Origin of the sequence: Rouxiella badensis, assembly GCF_026967515.2 — a bacterium.
Lineage (GTDB): Bacteria > Pseudomonadota > Gammaproteobacteria > Enterobacterales > Enterobacteriaceae > Rouxiella > Rouxiella badensis.
In genome coordinates this window covers 3603091-3615604 of the sequence record NZ_CP114062.1, presented here as the reverse complement: position 1 = coordinate 3615604, position 12514 = coordinate 3603091, and the positions used below count along the sequence as shown (strand labels likewise).

At 53.6% G+C, this 12514-nt stretch carries 15 protein-coding genes; 7 read left to right on the top strand and 8 right to left on the bottom strand.

The annotated features are described in order from the left end of the window. Window positions 1–19 precede the first annotated feature (19 nt). From rpoN to O1V65_RS16595, 7 genes are all read right to left on the bottom strand, one after another. Window positions 20–1453, bottom strand: coding sequence for an RNA polymerase factor sigma-54 (gene rpoN, locus O1V65_RS16625; RefSeq protein ID WP_084911820.1), 1434 nt, complete (start codon window positions 1451–1453; stop codon window positions 20–22). A gap of 50 nt (window positions 1454–1503) precedes the next feature. Beyond that, the gene (gene lptB / locus O1V65_RS16620; protein ID WP_017493425.1) at window positions 1504–2229 is read right to left on the bottom strand and encodes an LPS export ABC transporter ATP-binding protein; all 726 of its coding nucleotides are present in this window, start codon (window positions 2227–2229) and stop codon (window positions 1504–1506) included. A 6-nt stretch (window positions 2230–2235) separates the two neighbouring features. After that, window positions 2236–2787: a lipopolysaccharide ABC transporter substrate-binding protein LptA gene (gene lptA, locus O1V65_RS16615; protein WP_084911815.1), complete on the bottom strand. Its 552-nt coding sequence runs from the start codon at window positions 2785–2787 to the stop codon at window positions 2236–2238. Further along, window positions 2756–3337 carry an LPS export ABC transporter periplasmic protein LptC gene (gene lptC, locus O1V65_RS16610; RefSeq protein ID WP_084911813.1) on the bottom strand — a complete coding sequence of 194 codons (582 nt, stop codon included), beginning with the start codon at window positions 3335–3337 and terminating at the stop codon, window positions 2756–2758. The genes lptA and lptC overlap by 32 nt, the downstream gene beginning before the upstream one ends. Next, on the bottom strand, window positions 3334–3900 hold the full coding sequence (kdsC, locus tag O1V65_RS16605; RefSeq protein ID WP_017493882.1) for a 3-deoxy-manno-octulosonate-8-phosphatase KdsC: 567 nt from the start codon (window positions 3898–3900) through the stop codon (window positions 3334–3336). The genes lptC and kdsC overlap by 4 nt, the downstream gene beginning before the upstream one ends. 79 nt (window positions 3901–3979) lie before the next feature. Then, entirely contained in the window at window positions 3980–4963 is a 984-nt protein-coding gene (gene kdsD / locus O1V65_RS16600) for an arabinose-5-phosphate isomerase KdsD (RefSeq protein ID WP_017493881.1), read from the bottom strand. Between the two features lie 57 nt (window positions 4964–5020). Continuing rightward, complete coding sequence (locus O1V65_RS16595) at window positions 5021–5998, bottom strand: calcium/sodium antiporter (protein ID WP_026110792.1); 978 nt, start codon at window positions 5996–5998, stop codon at window positions 5021–5023. 365 nt (window positions 5999–6363) lie between these two features. Here O1V65_RS16595 and mlaF point away from each other — a divergent pair, with 365 nt between their 5' ends. From mlaF to murA, 7 genes are all read left to right on the top strand, one after another. Continuing rightward, window positions 6364–7167: a phospholipid ABC transporter ATP-binding protein MlaF gene (mlaF, locus tag O1V65_RS16590; protein WP_017493879.1), complete on the top strand. Its 804-nt coding sequence runs from the start codon at window positions 6364–6366 to the stop codon at window positions 7165–7167. Between the two features lie 15 nt (window positions 7168–7182). Beyond that, on the top strand, window positions 7183–7965 hold the full coding sequence (mlaE, locus tag O1V65_RS16585) for a lipid asymmetry maintenance ABC transporter permease subunit MlaE (protein WP_017493878.1): 783 nt from the start codon (window positions 7183–7185) through the stop codon (window positions 7963–7965). A 3-nt stretch (window positions 7966–7968) separates the two neighbouring features. After that, window positions 7969–8580 carry an outer membrane lipid asymmetry maintenance protein MlaD gene (mlaD, locus tag O1V65_RS16580; protein WP_017493877.1) on the top strand — a complete coding sequence of 204 codons (612 nt, stop codon included), beginning with the start codon at window positions 7969–7971 and terminating at the stop codon, window positions 8578–8580. 11 nt (window positions 8581–8591) lie between these two features. After that, window positions 8592–9236 carry a phospholipid-binding protein MlaC gene (gene mlaC / locus O1V65_RS16575; RefSeq protein WP_017493876.1) on the top strand — a complete coding sequence of 215 codons (645 nt, stop codon included), beginning with the start codon at window positions 8592–8594 and terminating at the stop codon, window positions 9234–9236. After that, entirely contained in the window at window positions 9236–9538 is a 303-nt protein-coding gene (gene mlaB, locus O1V65_RS16570) for a lipid asymmetry maintenance protein MlaB (RefSeq protein WP_017493875.1), read from the top strand. Before mlaC ends, mlaB begins: the two co-directional genes overlap by 1 nt. 161 nt (window positions 9539–9699) lie before the next feature. Next, the gene (gene ibaG, locus O1V65_RS16565) at window positions 9700–9954 is read left to right on the top strand and encodes a BolA family iron metabolism protein IbaG (RefSeq protein WP_017493874.1); all 255 of its coding nucleotides are present in this window, start codon (window positions 9700–9702) and stop codon (window positions 9952–9954) included. 82 nt (window positions 9955–10036) lie between these two features. Further along, a complete protein-coding gene (gene murA, locus O1V65_RS16560; protein ID WP_017493873.1) occupies window positions 10037–11299 on the top strand; it encodes a UDP-N-acetylglucosamine 1-carboxyvinyltransferase in 1263 nt (420 codons plus the stop codon). A 75-nt stretch (window positions 11300–11374) separates the two neighbouring features. Here murA and degS read toward each other — a convergent pair whose 3' ends face one another. After that, the gene (gene degS / locus O1V65_RS16555; RefSeq protein ID WP_084911811.1) at window positions 11375–12442 is read right to left on the bottom strand and encodes an outer membrane-stress sensor serine endopeptidase DegS; all 1068 of its coding nucleotides are present in this window, start codon (window positions 12440–12442) and stop codon (window positions 11375–11377) included. Window positions 12443–12514 lie beyond the last annotated feature (72 nt).

Here is a 12514-nt window from a genome sequence, read left to right as displayed (position 1 = left end):
TCTTCCTTCTCTGTTGAGGTCAAACCAACTGTTTACGCTGATTTGAGGGCGGGATTGACAAAGACTCTCGGTATTTCGCTACAGTGCGTCGTGCCACCATGATGCCTTGATCCGATAGCATAGTGGCTAACTTGCTGTCGCTCAGAGGTTTGACGGGGTTTTCCGCCGCGATTAATTTCCTTACCAGTGCGCGAATAGCGGTGGACGATGCTTCACCGCCGCTGTCCGTACTAACGTGACTGGAGAAGAAATATTTAAGTTCGAAAATACCCCGTGGACTGTGCAGGAACTTTTGCGTCGTCACGCGGGAAATCGTCGATTCATGCATATCAACGGCACTGGCAATATCGGCCAGAACCATTGGCTTCATAAATTCTTCACCAAGATCAAAGAATGCCTGCTGCTGCTCGACAATACAACGTGTCACCTTCAATAACGTATCGTTGCGACTCTCCAGACTTTTAATCAACCACTTGGCTTCTTGCAGGTTACTGCGAATAAATTGCCCGTCGCTGTCATTGCGCACCGAATTGCCCATCGCAGCGTACTGCTGGTTGATCTTCAGGCGTGGAATGCTGTCGGAGTTCAGTTCAACGGTCCAGACTTTGCCCACTTTGCGCACCAGCACGTCGGGAATGACGTACTCGGATTCGCCGGTATTGATAGACTGCCCAGGCCTTGGATCCAGTGACTGGATCAGCAGCATCGCTCCCTTAAGTGTATCTTCTTTTAGGCGCGTTGAACGCATCAGGGCACGAAAATCGTGGTTGGCGAGCAGGTCTAAATGTTCACTGACAATCAGTCTGGCTTCGGTCAGGAACAAGGTTTCGGGAACGTATTGGGAGAGTTGAATCAGCAGGCAATCGCGCAGGTCTTTGGCCGCTACGCCGACCGGGTCAAAACGCTGGACTCGTTTGAGCACCGCCTCGACCTCGTCCATGCTGACCTCTTCATCACCAATGCTCTCGAGGATGTCATCGAGGGAAATGGTCAGGTAACCGGTGTCATCGACGGCGTCGACAATCGAGGTGGCAATCGCGCGGTCGGTGTCGGTAAACGGCGTCAGCTCGACCTGCCACATCAGGTAATCCTGTAGCGACTGGGTCGTTTCGCCCTGATAAACCGGCAGTTCGTCGTCGCTGTAGTCATTACCTGTACCCGACGGCGTACCGGCGGTGTAAATCTCGTCCCAGGTGGCGTCGAGCGGCAGCTCCTCGGGCATGTCTTTCTGCTCAAGGGCTTCGCGGGTATCAAGGGCTTCGCTTTCGCTGGTTTCTTTCGCGTCTACTTCATCATGGAGGTCAGATTGTTCCAACAGCGGATTGCTTTCCAGCGCCAATTGAATTTCTTGCTGGAGTTCAAGCGTGGACAGCTGCAACAGGCGTATTGCCTGTTGTAGTTGTGGTGTCATTGCCAGTTGTTGGCTGAGCCTGAGTTGCAAACCTTGCTTCATATCTTGGGTTTATTTCCATTCCGAAAAATTTGCGAATCGCATTTTTAATTTTACAGGCGGAAAGCCTCGCCCAGGTAAACGCGTTTAACCTGCTCGTCTTCCAGAATTGCCGCGGGGGTGCCGTGGGCTATCAGACGACCCTGGCTAACGATATAAGCGCGTTCGCAGACGTCTAGCGTTTCACGGACGTTGTGGTCGGTTATCAGTACGCCTAGCCCGCTGTCGCGCAGATGCTCAATGATTTTCTTGATATCGATAACCGAAATGGGGTCAACCCCGGCGAAAGGTTCATCGAGCAGGATGAATTTTGGATTGGCCGCCAACGCGCGGGCAATCTCGACACGACGACGTTCACCGCCGGAGAGTGACTGCCCAAGGTTATCGCGCAAGTGAGAGATATGGAACTCTTCCATCAGCTCATTGGCGCGGGCGATGCGCTGCTCTTTGTTGAGATCTTCGCGGATCTCGAGCACCGCCATCAGGTTGTTGAACACGCTCAGGCGGCGGAAAATAGAGGCTTCCTGCGGCAAATAACCGATGCCGCGACGCGCACGGGTGTGCAGGGGGAGTAGGCTGATATCTTCATCATCAACCACAATCCGTCCCGCATCGCGCTGAACGATACCGACCACCATGTAAAAGGTGGTGGTTTTACCCGCGCCGTTAGGCCCGAGCAGGCCGACGATTTCACCTGACTTGACTGAAAGACTGACGTCCTCAACAACTTTGCGGCCTTTGTAAGCTTTAGCCAGGTTTTCTGCGATTAATGTTGCCATAAGTTATCAGTTACTCTTTTTCTGACCTGCAGCAGCAGGGGTTTTTTGCTGTAGCTGAGAAGGAACCAGCACGGTGGTTACGCGTTTACCCTTGTCGCTAAAGGCTTCCATCTGCTGCTTCTGCACCAGATAGGTGATGCGGTCGCCCTGAACATTGCTGTCGAGCTGCTCGATATAGGCCTGACCCGTCAGGGTAATCAGGTCTTTATCAACTTCATAACGCACCTGTTGGGCGTGGCCCTTGATAGGCTTGCCGTTGTCCTGCATCTGATAAAACGTGACCGGATTACCGTAACCGTTAACCACTTCGTGGCCCGACTGACCGTTAGGACGAACGATGGTCGCGCGGTCGGCGTGCACCAGAATACTGCCCTGCTTGACGACAACGTTACCGGTCAGCGTCACGGTGTTGGTATTAATATCCACCGCCTGATTATCGGAGGTGATAGTCATAGGTTGCGTGGTGTCGCTTTTCAACGCCAGTGCAGGGAGACTTACCGCCAGCAGCGAGGTCGTGATCAATAGGTTACGGATTTTGTTTTTGGTTTTGAATTTCATAATTAGTATTTACCTTTTCGATCAGCTGAGCGGTTTTATTTCTTAAGTTACCACGCATTTTCATGCCGTTAGACGTAAAACCGGTGCCATAAATGTAGACTTCGTCGTCTGACGCTACGTCCTGTGTGACCAGATTAACCTGGGCATTGTCTGTCTTTATTCTTTGCAGCTGTGACGTTGCAGGCGTCAGGCTGTCGACCTGTACGTGACCATAAAGATACAACATTTTGTCGTTGGTCAGCTTGGCGCGATCGGAACGCAAGGTCCAGGTCGCCAAGGCATTCTGGTCATACATGGTCACCACCGGATTGGTGAACCAGGTCAGCTGGTCGGCGGTGTAATATTTCACTTCGTCAGAGACCAGTCGGTAATTCAGCTTGCCAGTCGGGTCATAGACCACGGTCACAGTGTGCTGACTCTGATAAGTGGGTTCCTGATTATTGACTGCCACTTTCTGCGTCGGCGCGGTGGTGTCCGACAGCGTCCAGCCAATCAGTACCAGAACCAGCAGGCCCAGTACCAGGGTTATCCAAAGCTTTGCTTTACTCATATCGACAGCCCCTTGGCGTCCTCCAGCTTGCCCTGCGCCAGCAGAATCAAATCGCATAATTCGCGCACGGCACCGCGTCCACCGGCGATTCGCGTCACGTAGTGCGCCTTGGGTAGAAGGATCGGGTGAGCGTCGTTTACGGCGACGGAAAGTCCCACTTTTTCCATGACAGGCCAGTCAATCAGGTCATCGCCAATGTAGGCAACCTGCTCAGGCTGCAGAGACAGTGTATCTAACAGTTCGCGGAAGGCCAAAAGCTTATCTGACTGGCCCTGATAAAGATGGCGAATGCCCAGCGTTTTGGCACGATCTTCCAGTAATTTGGCATTGCGCCCGGTAATAATAGCCACTTCAACATCTGAAGTAAGCAGGCAGCGGATCCCGTAGCCGTCGCGCACGTTGAAGCTTTTCAGCTCCTCGCCATGATTTCCCATGAAAATCAGACCGTCGGACATTACGCCGTCAACGTCGCAAATCAGCAAGCGGACAGCTTTAGCTCGCTCAAGCACCTCTGCGCTAACGGGACCATAGCAGGTATCCACATTGGCTGCGCTTTTACTCATTCAGGCAATTCCTTAAGTGACAGACCCAACACCCCGGGCTGTTTAAAACGGTTATCGTCGATTTACTCAACTGTCGGTATTACACGACACCGGCTCGCAGCATGTCATGCATATGTACCACACCCAACAACTGGTCGCCATCGGCAACCATGACGCAGGTAATGTGTTTGTCCTGCATCAGGTTTAGCGCATCGACCGCCAGCAGGGAAGGACGCACGCGAATGCCGCCTGTGGTCATGACATCAGTAATTTTAGCGTCGTTTACGTTGACGCCCATATCAAAGATTCGGCGCAAGTCACCGTCGGTAAAGATACCTTCTATCTTCATCAGGTCATCGGTAATGACCGTCATTCCCAGATTCTTGCGGGTAATCTCCAGCAGTGCGTCGCGCAGGGTTGCGTCACGGCTGACCTGCGGGATCTCACTGCCGGTGTGCATGATATCGCTGACGCGCAGCAGAAGCTTGCGACCGAGTGCGCCGCCGGGGTGAGAAAGTGCAAAATCTTCGGCGGTGAAACCACGTGCTTCCAGCAATGCTACGGCCAGCGCGTCACCCATCACCATTGCCGCAGTCGTGCTGCTGGTCGGCGCAAGGCCGAGCGGGCAGGCTTCTTTCGGCACTTTGACGCAGATGTGCACGTCCGCCGCCTTGCCCATGGAGCTTTCAGGGTTGGCCGTCAGACAAATCAGGCGAATATCCAGACGCTTGAGCACCGGGATCAGCGCCAGAATCTCGTGTGACTCACCCGAGTTGGAGATAAGGATGACGATGTCCTGCTTCGACACCATCCCCAAATCGCCATGGCTGGCCTCACCGGGATGCACAAAGAAAGCCGGGGTGCCGGTGCTGGCAAAGGTCGCAGCCATCTTGCGGCCGACGTGACCTGACTTGCCCATGCCCATCACGATTATCTTGCCTCCGCACTGGAACATCATCCGGCAGGCGCGGCTAAAGTCGTCGTTGATGTATTGATCCAGCTGTTCCAGGCCTTCTCTTTCGGTTAACAGGACCTGTTTACCGACCTCGATGAAGTTAAAATCTTCGTTATTAAATGATGTCATCGTCAAATCCTGTGACTGGGTCTGAGTTGCGCAATATTTATACAGATTCTATCAGATCTAGAAGGTCACGCTGCCGGGTACGTAGAACAGCAGCGCCAGATACGCGACGAACCCGCACAACAGCAGCGCGCCCGCAAGGTGGCCAATACGGTGTTTACGCATCAGGCACAGTCCGGTCAGCACGACGCTGACGACCAGCATGACCCAATAATCACGATGAAAAGCATCGGGATTAAAATGCCCCGGAGCGACCAGCGCAGGCAGGCCGAGAACCAGGCACATGTTAAAAATGTTGGCGCCGATAATGTTGCCCAGCGCGATGTCGTCTTCGCCTTTGATGGCCCCGGCGATAAAGGTTGCCAGCTCAGGCAGGCTGGTGCCGATGGCAATAACGGTCAGCCCGATAACCAGTTCACTGACGCCAAAATAGCGCGCGATGACCGAAGCATTGTCGACAATCATGTTTGAAGCCAGCGGCATGATAATAAACCCCAGCGCTAACCACAAAAATGCTACTGTATTGCTTCCATCCTGAGGGAGTTCAGCCATTTGCTCGCGGGTCAGCGTGTCCTGTCCCACCTGCTCCGACATCCTGGCGATTTTTATCATCAGCAGCAGAAATATCGCTGCGGCGGTAATCAGCGCGACGCCGTCCCATCGACTTAACTCACTGTCGCTAAGCAGGAATCCGCAGAGCACGGTCACTATCAACATTAGCGGGAGTTCGCGTCGCAGGATATCAGAACGCACGGAAAGTGGATGAATTAGCGCGGCGCCGCCCAAAATCAGAAGAATATTAGTGATATTCGAACCAATGACGTTGCCTACTGCTAAATCCATCTGACCGTTGATGGCGGCGGTGGTTGATACAACCAGTTCAGGCAGGGAAATTCCTACGCCGACGACCGTCATACCAATAATAAGAGGGGGAATGCCGATTGAGCCTGCCAGGACTGCAGCTCCGTACACCAAACGATCGGCGGCATAAACTAACAGAAACAAGCCGACAACCATTAGTACGCTAGCGAGAAGCATGAAAAATCCTTTATTTGGTATAATGCAATGTTCGTAAGTCTGGCAAGGAACCAAAATGAGTTTGATCAATCTGACATCAGACCCACCGGCCTGATAGTGATTGAATAGGGTTCCATAATAGCGATTACCTTGGCTTCTGACTTTCTGTTTTATCGTTTTTTATGCGGTCAGATGACAACCGGCCCGCAGTTGGTTGATTTTGACCGTCCGGACGTTAAAAGTAAATCAATGGCAACTTTGGTAACGCATTCGCGGTAAGTTTTTGTAAAATGTCGGGTGTTGGCATTGTAGTTTAAGCCAAAGTTATGGAACGGGTTCTAACATAAGAGGATTCTTGTGTTGTGTTCGCCCAGAGGAAGAGACAAATGAGTCAGAGCGAAGCGAATCTGGTTGAGATCAAGGGCATGAGTTTCATGCGCGGCGATCGTCCCATTTTCGAAGAGATAAACATGACCGTACCGAAAGGCAAGGTAACCGCCATCATGGGGCCTTCGGGGATCGGTAAAACAACCTTGCTTCGATTGATCGGCGGACAACTTACGCCGGACAGTGGGGAGATCTGGTTTGATGGTGAAAACGTTCCTGCGCTGTCTCGCCGTAAGTTGTACGAATCCCGCAAGAAAATGAGCATGCTTTTCCAGTCCGGAGCGCTGTTTACCGATCTCAACGTTTTCGAGAACGTGGCATTTCCGCTGCGTGAGCACAGTAACCTTCCTGAAGAACTGCTGCACACGACGGTAATGATGAAGCTCGAAGCAGTGGGGCTGCGCGGTGCGGCAGAACTGATGCCGGCAGAACTCTCGGGCGGGATGGCGCGCCGTGCAGCGTTGGCTCGTGCAATCGCGCTCGACCCCGAGCTCATCATGTTTGATGAACCCTTTGTCGGTCAGGACCCTATCACCATGGGCGTGTTGGTCAAGCTGATTGACGAGCTAAACCATGCGTTGGGTGTCACCTGTATCGTGGTTTCTCACGACGTGCCTGAAGTTCTCAGTATCGCTGACTATGCTTATATCGTGGCCGCTCAGCACGTTATCGCAGAAGGCACCACCGAGGAGCTGCAAAATAATCCAGACCCGCGTGTTCGCCAGTTCCTCGACGGCATCGCCGATGGACCGGTGCCTTTCCGTTTCCCGGCCGGTGATTATAAAACCGAGCTGCTTGGATGATGGAGTAGTAAATCAATGTTAATTAGGGCGTTAGCGTCATTGGGCCGCAGCGGAATAGCCACCTGTGCATCGTTTGGACGCGCCGGGCAGTTGCTGTTTCGTGCGCTGGTCGGACGGCCGCAGTTTGCCAAACAATGGCCATTATTAATCAAACAACTTTACAGCGTCGGCGTGCTGTCGCTGCTTATCATTGTGGTATCCGGCCTGTTTATCGGCATGGTGCTCGGCCTGCAGGGTTATCTGGTGCTGACAACTTACAGCGCCGAAGCAAGCCTGGGCATGATGGTCGCACTTTCTCTGCTGCGTGAGCTGGGGCCGGTAGTGACCGCGCTGCTGTTTGCCGGCCGTGCCGGTTCGGCGTTAACCGCCGAGATTGGCCTGATGAAGGCAACCGAGCAAATTTCAAGCCTTGAAATGATGGCGATCGACCCGCTGCGTCGGGTGGTCGCGCCACGTTTTTGGGCGGGTCTTATCAGCATGCCTCTGCTGACGGCGATTTTCGTCGCGGTCGGTATCTGGGGCGGATCGCTGGTCGGCGTTGACTGGAAAGGCATCGACAGCGGCTTCTTCTGGTCGGCGATGCAAAACGCCGTAGAATGGCGTCAAGACTTGCTCAACTGCTTGATTAAGAGCGTTGTTTTTGCCATTACCGTAACCTGGATAGCGCTATTCAACGGTTACGACGCGATCCCGACTTCGGAAGGGATTAGCCGGGCCACGACCCGTACCGTAGTGCACTCGTCACTGGCGGTGCTGGGATTAGATTTTGTGCTGACAGCACTGATGTTTGGGAATTGAGCCATGCAAAACAAGAAAAGTGAAGTCTGGGTTGGAGCATTTATGCTGATCGCATTGTGTGCCGTGGTGTTTATCTGCCTGAAAGTGGCCGATATTCGCTCCTTCGGCTCCGATCCGACTTACCGTATTTATGCTGATTTCGACAACATCGGTGGGCTGAAAAACGATTCACCGGTTAAAATTGGTGGTGTCGTTATCGGTCGCGTTAGCAGCATTACGCTGGACAAAAATCTGTCGCCGCGCGTGGCGATGGACATCGATGACAAGTACAACCAGATCCCGGATACCAGTTCTCTGGCTATCCGCACGTCGGGTTTGCTGGGTGAGCAGTTCCTGGCGCTGAATATCGGTTTTCAGGATCCTGACATGGGAACCACCATTCTGAAAAATGGCGGCACCATTCAGGACACGAAATCCGCGATGGTTCTGGAAGACTTGATCGGCCAGTTCCTTTACAAAAGCGGCGGTAAAGACGACGCCGCGAAATCGGGTGATGCCGCAGCTTCGCCGGACAGCACCGCCAACCCGGATGCCGCCAATGCGCCGGCAGCCTCGGAAAGCGCGCCTGCTCCAGCGGCAAAAACTGCTCCAGCCCCTGCGGCTCAAGGTAATTAAGAGGAATTGTTATGTTTAAACGTTTGATGGTTGTTGCATTACTGATGATTGCACCGCTGGCGGCCAACGCCGCGGCGGCGGTTGATAAAACCAATCCTTACAGCGTGATGAACGCGGCCGCTAACGCCACCTTTACTCGTCTGAAGGCCGACCAACCGAAGATTCAGCAGGATCCTAACTACCTGCGCACCGTCGTGCGTGAAGAACTGCTGCCTTTCGTGCAGGTTAAATATGCGGGTGCGCTGGTGCTGGGTCGTTACTACAATTCCGCCACTCCTGCGCAGCGTGAAGCCTACTTCAGCGCGTTCAGTGACTACCTGCAACAGGCTTACGGTCAGGCACTGGCGATGTACACCAACCAGTCCTACCAGGTTCAGCCTGCGCAGAGCATCCCGGCCGGTACCGACATCGTGGCCATTCGCGTGACCATCACCGATCCAGGCGGTCGTCCGCCGGTTCGTCTCGACTTCCAATGGCGTAAAAATAGCCGCACCGGTGAATGGCAGGCGTATGACATGATTGCCGAAGGCGTGAGCATGATTACCACCAAGCAGAACGAGTGGGCGGACATCCTGCGTCAGAAAGGCATTGATGGCCTGACCGCGCGCCTGAAATCTGCTGCGGCTCAGCCAATCACTATCCAGCAGAATAAATAATGAGCGGTGAACTGCGCTTTGAATCCCTACAGCAGACGCTGATTCTTAGCGGTTGCCTGGACCGTGAAACGCTGCTTCCTCTGTGGGAGCAGCGCGAGAGTCTGCTAAGGGGCGTCACCTGTGTCGACGTGGCGCATCTTGAGCGCGTTGACTCTTCTGGGTTGGCGCTGCTGGTACACCTGCGTGATTTTGCGGGCAAGCACGGCGTGGAGCTGCAGATTGCCGGCATCACCGACCGTTTGCGCACGTTGATTGAGTTATACAATCTGCAGGGAATAATTCCTCTCGAATCGGACAGTTAGTCCTACCGCGACAAGAAATTTTCTGCGATAAATCACTATTCAAATCAGAGCCCCTGTCTGAAACTCTCATACAGGGGCTTTTTGATGGTTTAAGAGTTGGTCGGATCTCTATAATATGTTCGGCTATTACTTCCCATACGATTAAAGATTAGACGGGTTTTATGGAAACTAACGAAATTAAAGACGTGCTGATGGCAGCATTGGCAATCGAAGAAGCACACGTAACCGGCGACGGCAGCCACTTCCAGGCAATCGTGGTAGGCGCAATGTTCGACGGCATGAGCCGCGTTAAAAAGCAGCAGACCGTTTACGCCCCGCTGATGGAATATATCGCTGACAACCGCATCCACGCACTTTCTATCAAGGCTTATACGCCAGAAGAGTGGCAGCGCGATCGTAAGCTCAACGGTTTTTAAGGATACAGGGATGACGGGCACGCGTAGCTGCCGGCCATTTTGTTATACCTGAAGTAATTTGATAACAGATAAGAGAGCAATAATGGATAAATTTCGTGTACAGGGCGGAACCCGCCTGAGTGGAGAAGTCACGATCTCGGGTGCGAAGAATGCCGCACTGCCTATTTTGTTCGCCGCACTGCTCGCTGAAGAACCGGTAGAACTGCAAAACGTCCCGCATTTGAAAGACATCGACACGACCATCAAGCTGCTTAATCAGTTGGGAACCAAAATTGAGCGTAATGGTTCGGTGTGGGTCGATGCCAGCGGTGTTAACGAGTTCCGTGCACCCTATGACCTGGTGAAAACCATGCGTGCTTCTATCTGGGCGCTGGGTCCTTTGGTTGCCCGCTTTGGCCGTGGTGAAGTTTCTCTGCCGGGTGGATGCGCTATCGGCGCACGTCCGGTTGACCTGCACATTACCGGTCTTGAGCAGCTTGGTGCGAAAATCGTGCTAGAAGAAGGCTACGTAAAAGCGACCGTTGATGGACGCCTGAAGGCTGCCCACATCGTGATGGATAAGGTTAGCGTGGGTGCTACCGTGACTATCATGACCGCAGCGACGCTGGCCGAGGGCACGACCGTTATTGAAAACGCCGCGCGTGAACCAGAGATTGCCGATACCGCGGCCTTCCTGAACGCCATTGGCGCGAAGATAACCGGCGCAGGTACGGACAAAATCATCATCGAAGGCGTTGAGCGTCTCGGCGGCGGCGTACACCGCGTGGTGCCTGACCGTATCGAAACCGGCACCTTCCTGGTGGCGGCAGCTATTTCTGGCGGCAAAGTGGTGTGCCGTGAAACCCGTCCTGACACGCTGGATGCCGTACTGGCAAAACTGCGTGAAGCGGGCGCCGACATTGAAACCGGCGAAGACTGGATTAGCCTGGACATGCACGGCAAGCGCGCGAAAGCCGTGACCCTGCGCACTGCGCCGCACCCTGGCTTCCCGACCGATATGCAGGCGCAGTTCAGCCTGTTGAACCTGGTTGCAGAAGGTACCGGTGTAATTACCGAAACCATCTTCGAAAACCGCTTCATGCATGTGCCTGAGCTTATCCGCATGGGCGCACATGCGGAAATCGAAAGCCACACCCTTATCTGCCACGGCGTTGAAAAACTGTCCGGTGCACAGGTGATGGCAACCGATCTGCGTGCTTCTGCAAGCCTGGTGCTGGCGGGCTGTATCGCTGATGGCGTGACCATCGTTGACCGTATTTATCACATCGACCGTGGCTATGAGCGCATCGAAGATAAACTGCGTCAGCTAGGTGCCAAAATTGAACGCGTGAGCGCTGCCGAGTAATTCGAGCGTTTGCGGGACAAAAAAAAGCCGGAAGGGGTAACCTTTCCGGCTTTTTTAATGCTTGCGATACGAGCCTTAGTGCTCCGGGTATTCCTGGATGGTCACGTTGAGGCTGATTTTATTGCCGTTGCGGCTGATAACGACCGGGATGACTGAGCCAGGGCGAATTTCCGCAACCTGATCCATGGTTTCAATCGCCGAAATAGCAGGCTTGTTGTTCACGCTGACAATAACGTCATGCACCTGAATTCCGGCATTGGCCGCCGGGCCGTTTGGCGTCACCTCGGTAACCACAATGCCCTGCAGATGGTCGACCGGTGCGGTCGGGCCGTGCAACGGCGAGACTTCACTGCCGGTAATGCCGATATAACCGCGAATAACCCGACCGTCGCGGATAAGCTTACCCATGACTTTGGTCGCCAGCGCAGTCGGGATGGCAAAACCAATCCCCTCTGGCGTCGCACCGTCGTTGCTCTGGTCAAACGACAGGGTGTTGATGCCCATCAGTTCGCCCAGTGAGTTAACCAGCGCACCGCCGGAGTTACCCTGATTGATTGAGGCGTCCGTTTGCAGGAAGTTCTGACGTCCGGAAGGGCTCAGGCCTATTCGACCGGTGGCGCTGATAATACCCTGCGTCACCGTCTGCCCGATGTTAAACGGGTTACCAATCGCCATCACCACGTCGCCGACGTGAGGCACACGTTTGTCGTTAATCGGAATGACCGGCAGATTGGTGGCGTCAATCTTAAGCACCGCAAGGTCGGTCAGGCTGTCCGAACCAACCAGCAGCGCGTCAAACACGCGACCGTCTTGCAGGGCGACAATAATTTGGTCTGCATTATTAATGACGTGCTTATTGGTAAGAATATAGCCTTTGTCATTCATGATAACGCCGGAACCCAGCGTGCGGATTTGCAACTGATTCTGGGAAGAGTCTCCCATATTACGGTTATAGACGTTGACGACGGCAGGTGCCGCACGACGAACTCCGTCGTTGAAGCTGGCAGGTTGTTCGCTGTGAGTCGTGAAGTCATGCTGGAAAAAAGGCTCGGCAACGGTTTTACGCAGTCGTGGAACGACCGCCAGCAGAATAGCGGCAACAATAAGACCGATGAGTGCGGATCTCAATAACTTAACAAACATGGGTTTATAGGGGTCGTAAGAAAATGTACTGGAAGGATAGCATGACTTGTTTGGGCGTAGCTAAGCTACGCC